Source organism: Rhodoferax sp. MLSD5-FHT05B10 (assembly GCF_058793415.1).
The window spans coordinates 105,833-122,894 of record NZ_JBXAFT010000002.1; the positions used below are offsets into that span (position 1 = coordinate 105,833).

Annotated in this window: 16 protein-coding genes and 1 tRNA gene; 8 read left to right on the top strand and 9 right to left on the bottom strand. The window is 64.9% G+C overall.

What is annotated here, in order from left to right:
- Positions 1-80 precede the first annotated feature (80 nt).
- Both AC1Q5W_RS03165 and AC1Q5W_RS03170 read right to left on the bottom strand, forming a co-directional pair.
- Positions 81-157 (bottom strand) — tRNA-Pro (locus tag AC1Q5W_RS03165).
- 28 nt (positions 158-185) lie between these two features.
- Positions 186-1,115, bottom strand: coding sequence for a polyprenyl synthetase family protein (locus AC1Q5W_RS03170; RefSeq protein ID WP_492646122.1), 930 nt, complete (start codon positions 1,113-1,115; stop codon positions 186-188).
- Between the two features lie 206 nt (positions 1,116-1,321).
- Between AC1Q5W_RS03170 and rplU the strand changes: the two genes are divergently transcribed.
- The 4 genes from rplU to proB all read left to right on the top strand — a co-directional run bounded on the left by rplU (position 1,322) and on the right by proB (position 4,240).
- Positions 1,322-1,633 carry a 50S ribosomal protein L21 gene (rplU, locus tag AC1Q5W_RS03175; RefSeq protein WP_087496570.1) on the top strand — a complete coding sequence of 104 codons (312 nt, stop codon included), beginning with the start codon at positions 1,322-1,324 and terminating at the stop codon, positions 1,631-1,633.
- A gap of 12 nt (positions 1,634-1,645) precedes the next feature.
- Positions 1,646-1,903, top strand: a complete 258-nt coding sequence (rpmA, locus tag AC1Q5W_RS03180; RefSeq protein WP_492643894.1) for a 50S ribosomal protein L27 — start codon at positions 1,646-1,648, stop codon at positions 1,901-1,903.
- 72 nt (positions 1,904-1,975) lie between these two features.
- Complete coding sequence (gene cgtA, locus AC1Q5W_RS03185; RefSeq protein ID WP_492643893.1) at positions 1,976-3,049, top strand: Obg family GTPase CgtA; 1,074 nt, start codon at positions 1,976-1,978, stop codon at positions 3,047-3,049.
- Between the two features lie 54 nt (positions 3,050-3,103).
- Positions 3,104-4,240, top strand: a complete 1,137-nt coding sequence (gene proB / locus AC1Q5W_RS03190) for a glutamate 5-kinase (protein ID WP_492643892.1) — start codon at positions 3,104-3,106, stop codon at positions 4,238-4,240.
- 10 nt (positions 4,241-4,250) lie between these two features.
- On the opposite strand, the gene AC1Q5W_RS03195 is transcribed toward proB, so the two are convergent.
- Both AC1Q5W_RS03195 and AC1Q5W_RS03200 read right to left on the bottom strand, forming a co-directional pair.
- Entirely contained in the window at positions 4,251-4,760 is a 510-nt protein-coding gene (locus AC1Q5W_RS03195; protein ID WP_492643891.1) for a CNP1-like family protein, read from the bottom strand.
- Positions 4,750-5,394, bottom strand: a complete 645-nt coding sequence (locus AC1Q5W_RS03200) for an RNA pyrophosphohydrolase (RefSeq protein ID WP_492643890.1) — start codon at positions 5,392-5,394, stop codon at positions 4,750-4,752. The genes AC1Q5W_RS03195 and AC1Q5W_RS03200 overlap by 11 nt, the downstream gene beginning before the upstream one ends.
- Positions 5,395-5,486: 92 nt before the next feature.
- Between AC1Q5W_RS03200 and AC1Q5W_RS03205 the strand changes: the two genes are divergently transcribed.
- Positions 5,487-7,229: a proline--tRNA ligase gene (locus AC1Q5W_RS03205; RefSeq protein WP_492643889.1), complete on the top strand. Its 1,743-nt coding sequence runs from the start codon at positions 5,487-5,489 to the stop codon at positions 7,227-7,229.
- Positions 7,226-7,873 carry a lytic transglycosylase domain-containing protein gene (locus AC1Q5W_RS03210; RefSeq protein WP_492643888.1) on the top strand — a complete coding sequence of 216 codons (648 nt, stop codon included), beginning with the start codon at positions 7,226-7,228 and terminating at the stop codon, positions 7,871-7,873. The genes AC1Q5W_RS03205 and AC1Q5W_RS03210 overlap by 4 nt, the downstream gene beginning before the upstream one ends.
- 73 nt (positions 7,874-7,946) lie before the next feature.
- Here the strand turns inward: AC1Q5W_RS03210 and grxD are convergent, their stop codons facing one another.
- From grxD to hemA, 4 genes are all read right to left on the bottom strand, one after another.
- Positions 7,947-8,273, bottom strand: a complete 327-nt coding sequence (gene grxD / locus AC1Q5W_RS03215) for a Grx4 family monothiol glutaredoxin (protein ID WP_492643887.1) — start codon at positions 8,271-8,273, stop codon at positions 7,947-7,949.
- Between the two features lie 57 nt (positions 8,274-8,330).
- The gene (gene prmC / locus AC1Q5W_RS03220; RefSeq protein WP_492643886.1) at positions 8,331-9,227 is read right to left on the bottom strand and encodes a peptide chain release factor N(5)-glutamine methyltransferase; all 897 of its coding nucleotides are present in this window, start codon (positions 9,225-9,227) and stop codon (positions 8,331-8,333) included.
- A 74-nt stretch (positions 9,228-9,301) separates the two neighbouring features.
- Positions 9,302-10,402: a peptide chain release factor 1 gene (gene prfA, locus AC1Q5W_RS03225; RefSeq protein ID WP_492643885.1), complete on the bottom strand. Its 1,101-nt coding sequence runs from the start codon at positions 10,400-10,402 to the stop codon at positions 9,302-9,304.
- A 135-nt stretch (positions 10,403-10,537) separates the two neighbouring features.
- Complete coding sequence (gene hemA / locus AC1Q5W_RS03230; protein ID WP_492643884.1) at positions 10,538-11,797, bottom strand: glutamyl-tRNA reductase; 1,260 nt, start codon at positions 11,795-11,797, stop codon at positions 10,538-10,540.
- Positions 11,798-11,867: 70 nt separating this feature from the next.
- On the opposite strand from hemA, the gene AC1Q5W_RS03235 reads away from it, so the two are divergent.
- Positions 11,868-12,149, top strand: coding sequence for a hypothetical protein (locus AC1Q5W_RS03235; protein WP_492643883.1), 282 nt, complete (start codon positions 11,868-11,870; stop codon positions 12,147-12,149).
- Position 12,150: 1 nt separating this feature from the next.
- Here the strand turns inward: AC1Q5W_RS03235 and ugpQ are convergent, their stop codons facing one another.
- Positions 12,151-12,939 carry a glycerophosphodiester phosphodiesterase gene (ugpQ, locus tag AC1Q5W_RS03240; RefSeq protein ID WP_492643882.1) on the bottom strand — a complete coding sequence of 263 codons (789 nt, stop codon included), beginning with the start codon at positions 12,937-12,939 and terminating at the stop codon, positions 12,151-12,153.
- A gap of 181 nt (positions 12,940-13,120) precedes the next feature.
- On the opposite strand from ugpQ, the gene AC1Q5W_RS03245 reads away from it, so the two are divergent.
- A complete protein-coding gene (locus AC1Q5W_RS03245) occupies positions 13,121-17,041 on the top strand; it encodes a DUF3683 domain-containing protein (protein ID WP_492643881.1) in 3,921 nt (1,306 codons plus the stop codon).
- Positions 17,042-17,062 lie beyond the last annotated feature (21 nt).

Below are 17,062 nucleotides of genomic sequence, written 5' to 3' on the forward strand. Positions count from 1 at the left end.
TCGCTGATTGCACCCGCAATGTAAATCGTAAGGAGGGAAACGGCCGCTCGGTGGATGTGGATTGACAACACATCCATGACTGGTCGGGGTGAGAGGATTCGAACCTCCGGCCTCTACGTCCCGAACGTAGCGCTCTACCAGGCTAAGCTACACCCCGTTTGGAGATACTGGCTCCCGAAAGGTCGTCAGTGGGTTCTCTCCAGCAGCTGAGTCGCCAATTGTACCAAACAGTCGGTATGCAAACCGGATGGAAGGCCCTGGGCTGCGGCAATGGCCCGTCGGGCTTCCTGTTGGGCGGCGGCGCGGGCAATATCCAGAGCCCCGGTTTCCTTGACAATGCGGATGACGTCATCCAGCATGGCCACAGCGCCGGTCTCGATTGCCTGCTGGATCGTTGCCCGCTCGTGTTCCGAGCCGCGTTGCATGGCGGCAATCAGGGGCAGCGTGGCTTTGCCTTCGCGCAGGTCGTCACCCAGGTTCTTGCCCATGACCGATGCATCGCCCGTGTAGTCGAGCACGTCGTCGATCACCTGAAAAGCGGTTCCCAATGCCTGACCGTAGTCGGCGCAGGCGGCTTCCATGGCCGGGTTGGCTCCAGCCAGGATGGCGCCGACCCGGGCGCTGGCTTCAAACAGCTTGGCCGTCTTGGAGCGAATGACCTGCAGATAGCCCGCTTCGTCCAGCGCGGCGTTGTGCATGTTCATCAGCTGCATGACTTCACCCTCGGCAATGATGTTGGTGGCATCGGCCAGCACCTGCATGATGCGCATGCTTTGGGTGTCCACCATCATCTGGAAGGCGCGGGAATAAAGAAAATCGCCAACCAGCACGCTGGCCGGATTGCCGAATTTCGCGTTTGCGGTCGCGCTGCCGCGCCGCAGCGTGGAGTCGTCCACCACGTCGTCGTGCAGCAGGGTGGCGGTGTGGATGAACTCCACCACGGCGGCCATGTTGAAACGCTGCTCGCCGGTGAAGCCCAGGGCCCCGCAGCACAGCAGCAGCAGGGCAGGGCGCAGTCGCTTGCCGCCCGCCGCGATGATGTAGTGGGAAACGCTGCCAACCAGGGGGACGCCGGAGTCCAGCCGCGAGGCGATGACCCGGTCGACCTGGTGCATGTCGTGTTCGATGATGGTGAGCCCAGTCGATGAGCCGGAAGGAGTGGCGTGCAAGGCAGTCAAACGGTTGGTTAGTGGTGGGATTGTATAGAAGGCCCCCGGGGGGCCGGGCGCGTATCTGGGGGTATTTGCCGTTTGGGCGCCGGGATGGTATACTGCCGGGCTCTGCAAAAATCCGTTTGCGGAGTCAAGTTAAAGAGGTCAACATGTACGCGGTCATAAAAACCGGTGGCAAGCAATATCGGGTTGCTGCTGGCGAAAAAATTAAAGTAGAACAGATTGCTGCGGACGTAGGCCAAGAGATTGTGATCGACCAGGTTCTGGCTGTCGGCAACGGCGCTGAATTGAAGGTTGGCACACCCTTGGTGTCCGGCGCGACCGTCACGGTCACAGTAATTTCTCACGGCAAGCACGACAAGGTGCGCATTTTCAAGATGCGCCGTCGCAAGCACTACCAGAAACGTCAAGGGCATCGCCAGCAGTTCACCGAACTGCAAATCGGTGCGATCAAGGCTTAAGGAGCGTAGGTCATGGCACAGAAAAAAGGCGGCGGCTCTACGCGAAACGGGCGCGATTCCAAGCCCAAAATGCTCGGTGTGAAGGCGTTTGGCGGTGAGTTGATCAGCGCTGGTTCCATCATCGTGCGCCAGCGTGGAACCAAGTTCCACCCCGGCACCAATGTCGGCATCGGCAAGGATCACACCCTGTTCGCGCTGACGGACGGGCACGTTTCATTCGCTGTCCAGGGCGCATTGAACAAGCACACGGTGAGCGTTACTGCAGCCTGATCTGCAGATACTCCGCCAGAGAAACCCTGCGCCGTGGCGCGGGGTTTTTCGTTTATAACCGGGTGAAATACCATGAAGTTTGTTGACGAAGCCTATATTGATATCTCTGCAGGAGATGGTGGGGCGGGCTGCGTCTCCTTCCGGCATGAAAAGTACAAGGAGTTTGGCGGTCCCAACGGGGGCGACGGTGGCCGTGGTGGCCATGTGTTCGCCGTGGCGGACCCCAACCTCAATACCCTGGTGGACTACCGTTTTTCGCGCCGCCACGACGCCAAGCGCGGCGAACACGGCATGGGCTCCGACATGTTTGGCGCAGCGGGCGATGACATCACGCTGAAGATGCCGGTGGGCACCATCATTTCCGACGCGGAAACCGGTGAGGTGCTGTATGAACTGCTCAAGCCGGGTGAGGTCATCACCATCGCCAAGGGCGGAGACGGTGGCTTTGGCAACCTGCGTTTCAAAAGCGCCATCAACCGTGCACCGCGCCAGAAGACGCCCGGCTGGCCCGGTGAAAAGAAGAGTCTGAAGCTCGAACTGAAGGTGTTGGCCGATGTGGGGCTGCTGGGCATGCCCAATGCCGGCAAGTCGACGTTCATCACCGCCGTCTCCAATGCACGGCCCCGTATTGCCGATTACCCTTTCACGACGCTGCACCCCAACCTGGGTGTGGTGCGCGTGGGGCCGGAACAAAGCTTTGTCGTGGCCGATTTGCCAGGGCTCATCGAAGGGGCCGCGGAGGGCGCCGGGCTGGGGCATCTCTTCTTGCGCCATTTGCAGCGGACCCGCCTGTTGCTGCATATTGTGGATGTGGCCCCGTTTGACGACGGGGTGGATACGGTGGCGCAGGCCAAGGCCATTGTGAACGAGCTCAAGAAATACGACCAGGCGCTGTACAAGAAGCCGCGCTGGCTGGTGCTCAACAAGCTCGACATGGTGCCCGCCGACCAGCGCGACGCGCTCGTCAAGGACTTCGTCAAGCGCTTCAAGTGGAAGGGACCGGTGTTTGAGATATCGGCCCTGACGCGGGAGGGCTGCGAGCCCCTGATCAAGGAAATCTACCGGCACATCAAGGACCAGCAGGTCGCCGAGCAGCCGCATGTGGAAGTGGATCCTCGGTTCGCGAATCAGCCGGATGCATCGTAAGTGCTATTAAATTGGTAGCTGCCTGCGCAATCTGAATGGCATCTACAGCTGACTATGGCAAATAATTCAAATTCAGTGGTACTACGCGATGCGCGGCGCATCGTGGTCAAGGTGGGCTCCAGTCTGGTGACCAATGACGGACGGGGTCTGGATGAAGTGGCCATCGGTGAGTGGTGCCGCCAGATGGCGCACCTGATCCAGGACGGCCGCGAAGTCGTCATGGTCTCCAGCGGTGCCATCGCCGAAGGCATGAAACGCCTGGGCTGGACAACCCGCCCCAAGGCGATCCAGGAACTGCAGGCCGCCGCCGCTGTGGGGCAGATGGGCCTGGCCCAGATGTACGAGACCAAGCTCAAGCTCAACGGGCTGGGCAGCGCGCAGGTACTGCTGACCCACGCCGACCTTGCCGACCGGGAGCGGTACCTCAATGCCCGCTCCACCCTGCTGACCCTGCTCAAGTTGGGCGTGGTGCCGGTCATCAACGAAAACGACACGGTGGTCAACGACGAAATCAAGTTCGGCGACAACGACACCCTGGGTGCACTGGTGGCCAATCTGGTGGAAGCCGATGCCCTGGTCATCCTGACGGACCAGAAAGGCCTGTTCACCGCCGACCCGCGCAAGGACCCCGCTGCACAGTTTGTGCACGAGGCACAGGCCGGGGACGCCGCACTGGAAGCCATGGCCGGCGGCGCAGGTTCCAGCATTGGGCGCGGCGGCATGATCACCAAAATCCTGGCCGCCAAGCGCGCCGCGGGCTCCGGGGCTTCCACGGTGATTGCCTGGGGCCGTGAGCCCGATGCCCTGATTCGCCTGTCGCAGGGCGAGGCGATCGGTACGCTGCTGGTGGCGCAAACCCAGAAGAATCAGGCGCGCAAGCAGTGGATGGCGGACCATCTGCAATTGCGGGGCGCGGTGGTGGTGGATGCCGGTGCCGCCGTCAAATTGCGCGACGAAGGAAAAAGCCTGCTGCCCATCGGCATGGTGCAGGTGGACGGCGATTTTTCACGCGGCGACGTGATTGCGGTGCGTGATGCCGTCGGCGCCGAGATTGCACGCGGCCTGGCCAACTACTCCAGTGCGGAAGCGCGCCTGTTGTGCCGCAAGCCGTCAGGCGAATTCGAGAAACTGCTGGGCTACGCCGGCGAACCCGAGATGCTGCACCGCGACAACCTGGTGCTGACCCGCTAGGCCAGCGGCATCAACTGCCCCAACTGCTGCGGGTCGGTTTCTGGCGCTGCTGCAGCGCCTTGATGATGGCGTCCTTGCTGGTCGTCAGCCGGTTCTCGCAGCCGCCCTGGCGGGCAAATGCCCAGGCGTGGCGTGACGGCATGTTGTCATTGACGGGCTTCCACTGGGGCTGCTCCACCAGGGTCCACTGGCCCGAGTTGCCGGCCCGCGCATAGGTTTTCACCTCGTCGGTGACGCAGCGGATGCCCTCGTACACGGCGTTGACCGAGCCTGAGCTGTTGCGCATCACCATGACATAGCGCACCACGCCATCGGCGCCCACGGACAGCGTCTGCGGGTCCACACCGACTTTCACCGATACGTAGGAAGGCATGTCGACGGCAACCAGCTGGTCCCGGGAGAAGGCTGGCGGTGGGGGGGTCTTGTCTTCCACCCAGTCCGGGTTATCTGGGCCGTTTTGTGCCCAGGCGGTTCCCGCCAGCAGCAGGGCGCCCAGTGCGAACAAGCGTTCAACGCGCATGGTTGTGATTCCGGTTGGGGGGCAGGCTGGAGTCCGTGGCCGGGTCCGCCGGGCCGGCCGCAGGCAAGGCCTTCGCGCCAGTGGCCTGAGGCTCGGGTGTGCCGGTGCTTCCCGGCTCGCGCACGCGGTTCCCGTGGCGCAGGTAGCGGTTGCGCGGCTCCTGGCGGGGCAGGTAGCGCGCCAGTTCCGTCAGGGCCATTTCGTAGACCCCGCGTTTGAATTCGACCACGGCGTCCAGCGGCACCCAGTAGTCGTTCCAGCGCCAGGCGTCAAATTCCGGATGGTCGGTCGCGCGCAGGTTCAGATTCCAGTCGTGACCGATCAGTTGCAGTAGAAACCAGATCTGTTTCTGGCCCTTGTAATGGCCGCGCGCATCACGCCGGATGTAACGGTCAGGCACCTCGTAGCGCAACCAGTCTCGGGTTCGGGCAACCACGCTCACATGCTCCGGCTGGAGCCCCACCTCTTCGTGCAGTTCGCGGATCATCGCCTGCTCGGGGGTCTCCCCCCAGTCAATTCCGCCTTGCGGAAACTGCCACGAATGGGTGCGAATGCGCTTCCCCCAAAATACCTGATTTTTCTGGTTGAGCAGGATGATGCCGACGTTGGGCCGAAAGCCGTCCCGGTCAAGCATAATCAAACCCCAATTTTTAAACTTCGTTCATTATGCACAGCATGCGCGGTGCATCAAGGGGCGAAGGCGTCTATTGTTCAGCGAGTCAAGTCATGAAAGCCTCCCAATTCCTTATTTCCACCCTCAAGGAGGCGCCCGCGGACGCCGAAGTGGTCAGCCACAAGCTGATGATGCGCGCCGGGATGATCAAGAAGCTGGGTGCGGGCATCTACACCTACATGCCCATGGGCCTGCGCGTCATCCGCAAGGTGGAGGCCATCGTGCGCGAGGAGATGAACCGCGCCGGCGCGGTGGAGCTGACCATGCCGGTCGTGCAGCCGGCCGAGCTGTGGCAGGAAACCGGCCGTTTCGGCAAGATGGGCCCGGAGCTGCTGCGTATCCAGGACCGCCATGGCCGCGATTACGTGGTGCAGCCCACCAGCGAGGAAGTGGTCACCGACATTGCGCGCCAGGAAATCAAGAGCTACAAGCAGCTACCCAAGAACTTCTACCAGATCCAGACCAAGTTCCGCGATGAACGCCGTCCGCGTTTTGGCCTGATGCGCGGGCGCGAATTCACCATGAAGGACGCCTACAGCTTCGACCGCGACCAGACCGCCGCCAAGGCCAGCTACCAGGTCATGGCCGAGGCCTACCGCAAGATTTTTGACCGCTTCGGCCTGCGCTACCGCGCCGTGGCCGCCGACAGTGGCGCCATCGGTGGCGATCTGTCCGAAGAATTCCAGGTGATTGCTTCCACCGGCGAAGACGCCATCATCTACTGCCCGACCAGCGACTACGCGGCCAACATCGAAAAAGCCGAGGCCTTGGCGCCTGCATCCCCCCGTGCGGCAGCGCAGGCGGCCATGGAAAAAGTGGCCACACCGGGCAAGAGCACCTGCGAAGACGTGGCCGAGCTGCTGGGCGTGCCGCTCAACACCACCATCAAGTCGCTGGTGCTAGCCACCGACGAGAAAGACGAGCAGGGCGTGGTCGTGAAAACCCAGGTGTGGCTGCTGCTGCTGCGCGGTGACCACGCCATGAACGAAGTCAAGGTCGGCAAGCTGCCCGGGCTGGCGGAGTTCCGCTTTGCCACGGTGGACGAAATCGCGGCCCACTTCGGATGCAAGCCCGGCTACCTGGGCCCCATCGGTCTGAAGCAGCCGCTCAAGATCGTGGCCGACCGCGAAGTCGCCGTCATGGCCGACTGGATTTGCGGCGCCAACGAAGAAGACTTCCACATCCGCGGCGTCAACTGGGGTCGTGACCTGCCCGAGCCCGACCTGGTGGCCGACCTGCGCAATGTGGTCGATGGCGACTTGTCGCCCGACGGCAAGGGCGTGCTGGCCATCGAGCGCGGCATCGAGGTGGGCCATGTGTTCTACCTGGGCACCAAGTACAGCCAGGCCATGAATGCCACGTTCCTGGACGTCAACGGCAAGCCGCAGTTCATGGAAATGGGCTGCTACGGCATCGGCATCACCCGCCTGCCGGCCGCCGCCATCGAGCAGAACCACGACGACAAGGGCATCATCTGGCCCGACGCCATTGCGCCCTTCACCGTGGTGCTGTGCCCCATCAGCCCCGACCGTTTCCCCGACGTGAAGGCCGCAGCCGACGCGCTGTACGCCGAACTGCTGGCCGCCGGGGTGGACGTGCTGCTGGACGACCGCAACGAGCGCCCCGGCGCCATGTTTGCCGACTGGGAGCTCATTGGTGTGCCACACCGCGTCACCATCGGCGACCGCGGTCTCAAGGACGGCCAGGTCGAATACCAGCACCGCCGCGACAGCGCCGCCAGCCCGGTGGCCGTGGCGGATGTGGTGAGCCTGATCATGGCCAAACTGGCTGCATGACACCTGCGGATGGGGTGACAACGGCCGTATCCAGAAGGCGGGCGGTTCTGCCCCTGCTGGCCGGCCTGGGCCTGTTGTCGGTCCGGGCGCCGGTCTGGGCAGGGCGCCAGGTGGAAGAGCCGCTGGTGGACTCGGTGCGCACGGCCCTGAGTTCGGCCATCCACAACGCGGCACCCCCCATCCCCGAGTTTGCCGATACCGAGTCGCGCCTGGCGTACCTGCGCTGGCTGGGCGCCATGAGCGAGAAGCTGAAGAAGAAAAAACCCGAGTGGGAGACGCGCAAGGAATTCCTGCAGACCGTCTGGTACGAGAGCAAGCGTGCCGGCCTGGACGTGGCGCTGGTGCTGGGGCTGATCCAGGTGGAGAGCAACTTCCGCAAATACGCGGTGTCGTTTGTGGGCGCGCGCGGCTACATGCAGGTCATGCCGTTCTGGACCCGGGTGCTGGGTGACGGCGACGCCGGCAAGCTGTTCCACATGCAGACCAACCTGCGCTTTGGCTGCGTGATCCTGCGCCACTACCTGGAGCGCGAAAACGGCGATCTGTTCCTGGCCCTGGGGCGCTACAACGGATCACGGGGCAAGGCGCCGTATCCCAACGCCGTGCTGGGTGCCAGGCGGCTGTGGGAGTTTGCTCCCAAGTAGCGGGATCGGTTGGGTGCACCAAACGCACAGCCCGGCTGATCCGGGCTGCGCATCAGGTGGTGGGTAAAAAAAATCAGGCCGCTGCGGTACCCAGGGCTTTTTGCAGCTCGCCGTTTTCGTACATTTCCATCATGATGTCCGAGCCACCGATGAACTCGCCCTTGACGTAGAGCTGCGGAATGGTGGGCCACTGGCTGTAGTCCTTGATGCCGGCACGGATTTCGTCGTCTTCCAGCACATTCACCGTCTTGACGGTCTTGGTGTCGACGCCGCAGGCCTTCAGGATCTGGATGGCACGGCCGGAAAAACCGCACTGCGGGAAGCTGGCGGTGCCCTTCATGAAGAGCAGGACTTCGTTGTTCTTTACCAGCTCATCAATGCGTTGTTGTGTGTCGCTCATCGCCAAAACTCCATAAAAACAGGCCCCATCGGCCTATAGATGCATACGAAAGCAGCATTATCCCCCGTCTTGCGGCCGGCCGCCGGGCAGCGTGGGTATTGACCCCGGCAGGCGAGCCCCGCTGCAGCGCGCAATGCCGGCCAGGTCGTGCCGGGATTGCACGGCTTCCAGCCCCGCGACCCGCAGCAGGGCTTGCACCGCCGGCGCCTGGTCGTAGCCATGCTCCAGCAGCAGCCAGCCGCCGGGCTCCAGGTGGGCCGGTGCCTGGCGAATGATGGTGCGGATGTCGTCCAGCCCGTCGGCGCCGCTGGTCAGGGCCTGCGGGGGCTCGTGGGCCAGGGCCGCCAGATGCGGGTCGGCCTCGGCGATGTAGGGCGGGTTGGAGACGATGAGATCGAAGCGGCTGGTCATGCCGTCCAGCCAGGACCCCTGGCGGAACTGCACCGGCAGACCCAATCGCCGGGCATTGCCCTGGGCCACGGCCAGGGCGTGTGCGCTGTAATCTAGAGCGTGGACCTGCAGGTCAGCCCGGGTGGCCTGCAGCGCCAGGGCGATGGCGCCGCTGCCAGTCCCCAGGTCCAGGACGGTGGCGCCGGGGCGCTCGCCCAGCACCTCCAGCGCCCAGTCCACCAGGGTTTCGGTATCGGGGCGGGGCACCAGCACCCGGGCGTCCATCACCAGGTCCAGCCCGTAGAACTCCTTGTGGCCGGTGATGTAGGCCAGCGGCTCGCCGGCGGCGCGGCGGCGCACCGCCTGCGCCAGCGCGGCCTGTGCCTGCGGGGGCAGGGGATCGGTGTCGTGCGCCAGCAGCCAGGCACGGTCGTGGGCGCTTTGGCCCAGCGCGTGCAGCACCAGCAGCTGGGCGTCGATCCGGTCCAGACCCTGCGCCTGTGCCAGAGCCAGGCCCTGTGCCACGGTTGCGGGTGCCGGCGGGAGATCGGTGGGGGCTTGCATATGCTATGAATTCAATAGCTGTGTGCGCAATGAATACGGCGGCTGCAGAACGATTTGACTTGTAAAAATGCCCATCAGCGGTTGGCGCTGAGTTCCAGCGCCGCCAGCTGCTCGGCCGCCTCGTAGGCTTGCAGGGCCTGCACCACGTCGTCCAGATCGCCTTCCATGATGGCGAGCAGCTTGTACAGCGTGAGATTGATGCGGTGGTCGGTCAGGCGCCCCTGAGGGAAGTTGTAGGTGCGGATGCGGTCGCTGCGGTCGCCGCTGCCCACCAGGCTCTTGCGTTCGGCGGCATCCTTGGCGGCGCGCTCAGAGCGTTCTTTCTCGTGGATGCGGGCGGTCAAGACTTTCAGCGCCTGCGCCTTGTTGCTGTGCTGGCTGCGCCCGTCCTGGCACTCGGCCACGATGCCGGTGGGAATGTGCGTGATGCGCACGGCCGAGTCGGTCTTGTTGATGTGCTGGCCGCCGGCGCCGCTGGCGCGGTAGGTGTCGATGCGCAGGTCCGAGGGGTTGATCTTGATGGCCTCGGCCTCGTCCTGCTCGGCCAGTACGGCAATCGTGCAGGCGCTGGTGTGGATGCGGCCCTGGGTCTCGGTGGCGGGCACGCGCTGCACGCGGTGGCCGCCGGATTCGAACTTCAGCGCACCGTAGGCGCCCGTGCCATTGTGGTGGCCTTCCATGCGCACCACGACTTCCTTGTAGCCGCCGAGCTCGCTGGGCGATTCGCTGACGATCTCGCTCTTCCAGCCGCAGCGGTCGGCGTAGCGCATGTACATGCGCAGCAGGTCGCCGGCAAACAGGGCGGACTCGTCACCGCCGGTGCCGGCGCGGATTTCCACAAACGCCGGGCGGGCGTCATCCGGGTCCTTGGGCAGCAGCATGCGCTGCAGCTCACCCTCCAGTTGCGTCAGTTCGGTCGTGGCGCTGGTGATTTCTTCTTCCGCCATTTCCGCCATGTCGGGGTCGGATTTCATCTCTTGTGCACTGGCCAGATCGGCCTCGCGTTGCTGGTAGCGCGCCCAGCGGCTGGCCACGGCCGACACATCGGTGTGCTCACGCGAGAGTTTGAGGAACTGCTCCATGTCTTTCATGATGTCTTCGCGGGACAGCAGGAACTCCAGCTCGGCCTGGCGTTCGGTGTAGCGGACCAGTTGTTGGCGGAAAAAGGCTTTCATGGGCATGCAATCTGGATGACGGGTAACGCGACGGCGGTAAGGCCCGATCCGAGGCGAAATAACAAGATATGGCTGTTAGGCGCCCCTCTCGCCCAGCGGGGAAGAGGGGTGGGGGGAGAGTGGGTGCCAGCGCAGCTAACGGCTGTTGCGCAAGAAGAAATGCGAAATGGCCGCGCCCGCACGTTCGCGGGCCTGGGCGTCGCCGGTGTGCAGCTCGGCCATGGCGCCGTGCAGCATTTTTTGCGTCAGGCCCTTGGAGAGGGCCTCCAGCACGGCGTCCACCGGCTCGCCCTTGGCCAGCAGCTTGCGGGCGCGGGCCAACTCAGAAGCGCGCCAGATATCGGCCTGCGCGTTGAGCTGCTGGATCAGCGGCACGCTGGCGCGCTGGTCCACCCAGTGCATGAAGCTCTGCACGCCGGCATCCACAATGGCCTCGGCCTGCGCCACGGCGGCCTGGCGGCTGGCCTGCGCCGTCTGCACCACGCTGGCCAGGTCGTCCACGGTGTACAGGTACACGTCTTCCAGGGCCTTGACCTCGATCTCGATGTCGCGTGGCACGGCAAGGTCCACCATGAACATGGGGCGGTGGCGGCGTTTCTTCAGGGCCCGCTCCACGGCACCCAGGCCGATGATGGGCAGGGTGCTGGCGGTGCAACTGATGACGGCGTCGAATTCGTGCAGCCTGCTGGGCAGGTCGGCCAGGCGCATGACCTCGCCGCCGAAGCGGGTGGCGAGCTTTTCGCCGCGCTCCAGCGTGCGGTTGGCAATGGCGATGGACTTTGGGTTCTTGGCCGCAAAGTGGGTGGCGCACAGCTCGATCATCTCGCCGGCGCCCACAAACAGCACCTTGACCTTGCCCAGGTCTTCAAACAGCTGTCCGGCCAGGCGCACGGCGGCGGCGGCCATGCTGATGGAATGCGCGCCGATTTCGGTGGACGTGCGCACTTCCTTGGCTACGGCAAAGGAGCGCTGGAACAGCTGGGAGAGGGTGGTGCCCAGGGCGCCCGCGGCGTCAGCGGCGCGCACGGCGTCTTTCAGCTGCCCCAGGATCTGCGGCTCGCCCAGCACCATGGAGTCCAGCCCGCTGGCCACCCGGAAGGCATGGCGCGCGGCCTGACTATCCTGCAGGCTGTAGGTATGCGAGCGCAACACCTCGGGGGAAATGCCGGCCGAATGGGCCAGCCAGTCCAGCGTGGGTTCCAGCTCCGACTGTTCGCCGGCGCAATAGATCTCGGTGCGGTTGCAGGTGGAGACGATGGCCGCCTCCGGCATGCGGTTGAGCGACTGGCGCAACCCGCGCAGATGGGGTTCGATCTGGTCCATGGCGAACGCAAACCGGCCCCGCAAATCCAGCGGTGCGGTGGTGTGATTGATGCCTAAAGTCCAGACTGCCATATATGCACGTTATACCCAATTATAAAATCGTCGGCACCACAACCAACTCCGGGGCCCTGCGCCCGTCTGTATGGGCCCTCTGGACCTGCTGAACCACCTGCTCAATTTTCTGGCTCCCGCCGTGGCCGTGGCCGTGGGGCTGGTGCTGGCCGTGGCAACGCCGATTTTCGACCGGAAAAAGCTGGCAATCCGCGCCGTTGCTGTGCAGGCAGCTATCAATTCCATAGTGGGCGTGCTGGCCCTGGCGCTGGGGCTGTGGTTTTTCGGCCGCGACGGCAAGATGGCCTCCTACGGCGCCCTGGTGGCGGCGGTTGCCGCCAGCCAGTGGTGGGCCGCGCGCGGGCGGCGCTAGGTCAGTCCGGGCTGAAGGCGTCCACGCGGTCGGTGATGAGACCGTCCGTGCCCAGGTCAAGCAGGCGCTGGGCCTCGTCCGCGTCGTTGACGGTGTAGCTCAGGGTGCGAAAGCCGCCGGCTTGGGCCTGGGCCACGCTGTGGCTGTCCCACAGGGCGTGGTGGCAGATGATGGCCACGCAGTCCAGCGCGCGCGCCGCCTCCAGCCAGCCGGTCCACAGGGTTTCCAGCAGCAACCCGCGGGGCAGTTCGGCATGGGCGTGGCGGGCGCCCTCCAGGGCCTCGACGTCAAAGGAGCTCAGCAGCGGCGCCACGGCCTCGTCCTGCCACAGCCGCGCCACGTGCCGGGCCACCACTTCGCCGGTGTGACGCTCGGTGCCGGGGCTGGGCTTGATCTCCAGGTTCAGGAACAGGTGGTTGCGCAGGCAGAAGGCGGCCACGGCGTCCAGCGTGGGCAGGGGTTCGCCGGCATAGGCGCGGGAATGCCAGCTGCCAGCGTCCAGTTGCGCCAGCAGGCCCCAGGGGTGGTCGCCGCCAATGGCGCTGTGGCCCTCACCCAGCCGGGCGCGGGCGTTGGTGGTGCGCTGCAGCGTGTCGTCGTGCAGCAGAAACGGCACCCCGTCCTGGCTGAGCTTCACGTCGCACTCGAACATGCGGTAGCCGTGGCTGGCCCCCAGGCGGAAGGCGGCCAGGGTGTTCTCGGGGGCCAGTTTGCCGGCGCCGCGGTGGGCGATCCAGCGCGGATAGGGCCAGTGGGCCAGGGGCGGCAGGGGATGGGTGGTGGCGTTCATGGTGTTGTGGGCCCTGAAACGGTTGGGTGTAGGGGCGATTGTGGCTGCTTGGCGGGCATCGGGCCAGTGCCCCGCCGGCCGGGGTTCCAGTAGAGACCGTGGGTGATTGGTGCACTGCGGTAACATCTTCCCTCTGCCAAAGCGGCCCGTCCACCTGCCTGGGCCGCAACCGAAATACCCGATGAACGCTCCCACTTCGCTCAACCACCTTTTGTCCGGCGCCCATCCGGCGCCGCACGTGCACGAACGCATCCGCGAAATCCCCTACAACTACACCTCGTTTTCTGACCGGGAGATCGTGATCCGCCTGCTGGGCGAGCCCGCCTGGACGCTGCTCAACCAGCTGCGCGGCGAGCGCCGCACGGGCCGCTCGGCCCGCATGCTGTACGAGGTGCTGGGCGACGTCTGGGTGGTGCAGCGCAACCCCTACCTGCAGGATGACCTGCTGGACAACCCCAAGCGCCGCGGCCAGCTGGTCGATGCCCTGAACCACCGCCTGGCTGAGGTGGAAAAACGCCGCACGCCGCAAACCGACCCCGAGCGCGACGCCATGGTGGGCCAGCTGCTGGTGGCGGCCCGCGCCGCCGTGCAGGCCTTTGACGCGGCTTTCGTGGACGTGGCCACGCTGCGCAGAAAGGCGCAGAAACTGTTCAGCCGGCTCACCGCCAAGGACAACATCAAGTTCGACGGTCTGTCGCGCGTCTCGCACGTGACCGACGCCACCGACTGGCGCGTGGAGTACCCGTTTGTGGTGCTCACCCCGGACACCGAGGCCGAAATGGCCGGCCTGGTCAAGGGCTGCATCGACATCGGCCTGACCATCATCCCGCGCGGGGGCGGCACCGGGTACACCGGCGGCGCCATTCCGCTGACCTGGAAGTCGGCCGTCATCAACACCGAAAAGCTCGAGGCCATGACCGAAGTCGAGATGCGCCGCCTGCCCGGGCTGGAGCACGACGTGGCCACGGTCTGGACCGAAGCCGGTGTGGTCACGCAGCGCGTGGCCGATGCCGCCGAGCGCGGCGGCTACGTATTTGCGGTGGATCCGACCTCGGCCGAGGCCTCCTGCATTGGCGGCAACATTGCCATGAACGCTGGCGGCAAGAAGGCCGTGCTGTGGGGCACGGCGCTGGACAACCTGGCCTCCTGGCGCATGGTGACGCCGCAGGCCGAGTGGCTGGAGGTGACGCGGCTGAACCACAACCTGGGCAAGATCCATGATGTGGATGTGGCCAGCTTCGAGCTGCAGTATTTCAAGGCCGACGGCAAGACCAGGCTGCGCACCGAGCGTCTGGACATTCCTGGCAAGACCTTCCGCAAGGAAGGCCTGGGCAAGGACGTGACCGACAAGTTCCTCAGCGGCCTGCCCGGCATCCAGAAGGAGGGCTGCGACGGCCTCATCACCAGCGCCCGCTGGGTGGTGCACCGCATGCCAGCGCACACCCGCACGGTGTGCCTGGAATTTTTCGGCCATGCGCGCGGCGCCGTGCCCAGCATCGTCGAAATCAAGGACTTCATGTTCGCCGAGCAAAAGCGCAGCGGCGTGGTGCTGGCCGGGCTGGAACACCTGGACGACCGCTACCTCAAGGCCGTGGGCTACGCCACCAAGAGCAAGCGCGGCGGCCTGCCCAAGATGGTGCTGTTTGGCGACATTGCCGGCGACGACGCCGACGCCGTGGCCCGTGCCACCAGCGAGGTGGTGCGCATTGCCAACTCGCGCAGCGGCGAGGGCTTCATTGCCATCAGCCCGGAGGCGCGCAAGAAATTCTGGCTCGACCGCAAGAAGACGGCGGCCATTTCGCGCCACACCAACGCCTTCAAGATCAACGAGGACGTGGTCATTCCCCTGCCGCGCATGGCCGAGTACACCGACGGCATCGAGCGCATCAACATCGAACTGAGCCTGCGCAACAAGCTGGCCCTGTGCGACGCCCTGCAGGCGTTCTTTGCCCGTGGCAACCTGCCGCTGGGCAAGTCGGACGACGCCAGCGAGATTCCTTCGGCCGAGATGCTGGAGGACCGCGTGGCGCAGGCCCTGGCATGCATTGCCGAGGTGCGCGCGCAATGGCAGGGCTGGCTCGACCAGGTGGAGAGCCTGTTCCCGCAGCTGCAGGACCACACCCTGCGTGCCAGCTGGAAAACCCAGCTGCGCGCACCGTTGCAGGGCATCTTCACCGGTGGCGCGTTCGAAGCCATCCTGGCCGAGTGCACGGCCATCCACCAGCGCGTGCTCAAGGGCCGCGTCTGGGTGGCGCTGCACATGCACGCCGGCGACGGCAACGTGCACACCAACATCCCCGTCAACAGCGACGACTACGACATGCTGCAGGCCGCGCACGGCGCAGTTAAGCGCATCATGGCGCTGGCGCGTTCGCTGGACGGCGTGATCTCGGGCGAGCACGGCATTGGCATCACCAAGCTGGAGTTCCTGAGCGATGCCGAACTGCAGCCGTTCACCGACTACAAGGCCAAGGTCGACCCCGAAGGCCGCTTCAACAAGGGCAAGCTGCTACGCAATCAGGAGCACGCTGCGCAGGTGGCAAGCGGCCTGGACGGTGATATGGCCCAGAATTTCCCGGCCTATGCTGACCTGACCAACGCCTACACGCCGTCCTTCGGCCTGATGGGCCACGAGTCGCTGATCATGCAGCAGAGCGACATTGGCGCCATTGCCGATTCGGTGAAAGACTGCCTGCGCTGCGGCAAGTGCAAGCCGGTGTGCTCCACCCACGTGCCGCGCGCCAACCTGCTGTACAGCCCGCGCAACAAGATCCTGGCGACCTCGCTGCTGGTCGAGGCCTTCCTGTACGAGGAGCAGACGCGTCGCGGCATCTCCATCAAGCACTGGGAGGAGTTCGAGGACGTGGCCGACCACTGCACGGTGTGCCACAAGTGCCTGTCGCCGTGCCCGGTGAAGATCGACTTCGGCGACGTCACCATGAACATGCGCAACCTGTTGCGCAAGATGGGCAAGAAGAGCTTCCGTCCCATGGCGGCGTTCCAGGCCTGGTTCATCGGCACGCAGAGCATTGGCGGCATCCAGTTCGCCCATGCGCTGACCAACCTCAGCTTCAAGGGCCAGCGCCTGGGCAACCGCGTGCTGTCCCTGGTGGCGCGCAAGCAGACCAGCGCGCCGCCGGCCACGGTGGGCACCGCGCCCATCAAGGAGCAGGTCATCCACTTCATCAACAAGAAGATGCCTGGCGGCCTGCCCAAGAAGACGGCGCGCGCGCTGATGGACATCGAGGACCCGGATTACGTGCCCATCATCCGCAACCCGCAGACCACCACGGCCGAGACAGAAGCGGTGTTCTACTTTCCCGGCTGCGGCTCCGAGCGCCTGTTCAGCCAGGTCGGCCTGGCCACGCAGGCCATGCTGTGGCATGCGGGCGTGCAGACCGTGCTGCCGCCGGGCTACCTGTGCTGCGGCTACCCCCAGCGTGGCAACGGCCAGTTCGACAAGGCCGAGAAGATGATCACCGATAACCGGGTGCTGTTCCACCGCGTGGCCAACACGCTGAACTACCTGGACATCAAGACCGTGGTGGTGAGCTGCGGCACCTGCTACGACCAGCTGCAGGGCTACGAGTTCGACAAGATATTCCCGGACAGCCGCATCATCGATATCCACGAATACCTGCTGGAAAAAGGCATCACGCTGCCGGCCGACCAGCCGGGCTACCTGTACCACGAGCCCTGCCACAACCCCATGAAGCAGGGCGACTCCATGAAGACCGTGCGTGCCCTGGTGGGCGACAAGGTGCTCAAGAGCGAACGCTGCTGCGGCGAGAGCGGCAGCCTGGCCGTGTCGCGCCCCGATGTCTCCACCCAGGTGCGCTTCCGCAAGGAAGAGGAAATCCGCAAGGGCGAGGCCCAACTGCGCAGCAGCGGCGCGGTGCCGGCCGAGCAGAACGTGAAGATCCTCACCTCGTGCCCGAGCTGCCTGATGGGCCTGAACCGCTACCAGGACGACGTGCAGAACGGCCTGCTGGAAGCCGACTACATCGTGGTCGAGATGGCCAAGCAGATCCTGGGCACGAACTGGATGCCCGAGTACGTGCAGACGGCCAATGCCGGCGGCATCGAACGGGTGCTGGTGTAGGCCACGCAGAAAGAAAGGACG

Bases quoted from the DNA above. Each gene is read 5' to 3' on its own strand.
- AC1Q5W_RS03195 (WP_492643891.1), bottom strand. From the start codon at position 4,760: ATGCGCGTTGAACGCTTGTTCGCACTGGGCGCCCTGCTGCTGGCGGGA.
- AC1Q5W_RS03210 (WP_492643888.1), top strand. From the start codon at position 7,226: ATGACACCTGCGGATGGGGTGACAACGGCCGTATCCAGAAGGCGGGCG.
- prmC (WP_492643886.1), bottom strand. From the start codon at position 9,227: ATGCAAGCCCCCACCGATCTCCCGCCGGCACCCGCAACCGTGGCACAG.
- AC1Q5W_RS03170 (WP_492646122.1), bottom strand. From the start codon at position 1,115: ATGCACCAGGTCGACCGGGTCATCGCCTCGCGGCTGGACTCCGGCGTC.
- AC1Q5W_RS03235 (WP_492643883.1), top strand. From the start codon at position 11,868: ATGGGCCCTCTGGACCTGCTGAACCACCTGCTCAATTTTCTGGCTCCC.
- hemA (WP_492643884.1), bottom strand. From the start codon at position 11,797: ATGGCAGTCTGGACTTTAGGCATCAATCACACCACCGCACCGCTGGAT.
- AC1Q5W_RS03205 (WP_492643889.1), top strand. From the start codon at position 5,487: ATGAAAGCCTCCCAATTCCTTATTTCCACCCTCAAGGAGGCGCCCGCG.
- AC1Q5W_RS03200 (WP_492643890.1), bottom strand. From the start codon at position 5,394: ATGCTTGACCGGGACGGCTTTCGGCCCAACGTCGGCATCATCCTGCTC.
- AC1Q5W_RS03245 (WP_492643881.1), top strand. From the start codon at position 13,121: ATGAACGCTCCCACTTCGCTCAACCACCTTTTGTCCGGCGCCCATCCG.
- cgtA (WP_492643893.1), top strand. From the start codon at position 1,976: ATGAAGTTTGTTGACGAAGCCTATATTGATATCTCTGCAGGAGATGGT.
- proB (WP_492643892.1), top strand. From the start codon at position 3,104: ATGGCAAATAATTCAAATTCAGTGGTACTACGCGATGCGCGGCGCATC.
- grxD (WP_492643887.1), bottom strand. From the start codon at position 8,273: ATGAGCGACACACAACAACGCATTGATGAGCTGGTAAAGAACAACGAA.
- ugpQ (WP_492643882.1), bottom strand. From the start codon at position 12,939: ATGAACGCCACCACCCATCCCCTGCCGCCCCTGGCCCACTGGCCCTAT.
- rplU (WP_087496570.1), top strand. From the start codon at position 1,322: ATGTACGCGGTCATAAAAACCGGTGGCAAGCAATATCGGGTTGCTGCT.
- prfA (WP_492643885.1), bottom strand. From the start codon at position 10,402: ATGAAAGCCTTTTTCCGCCAACAACTGGTCCGCTACACCGAACGCCAG.
- rpmA (WP_492643894.1), top strand. From the start codon at position 1,646: ATGGCACAGAAAAAAGGCGGCGGCTCTACGCGAAACGGGCGCGATTCC.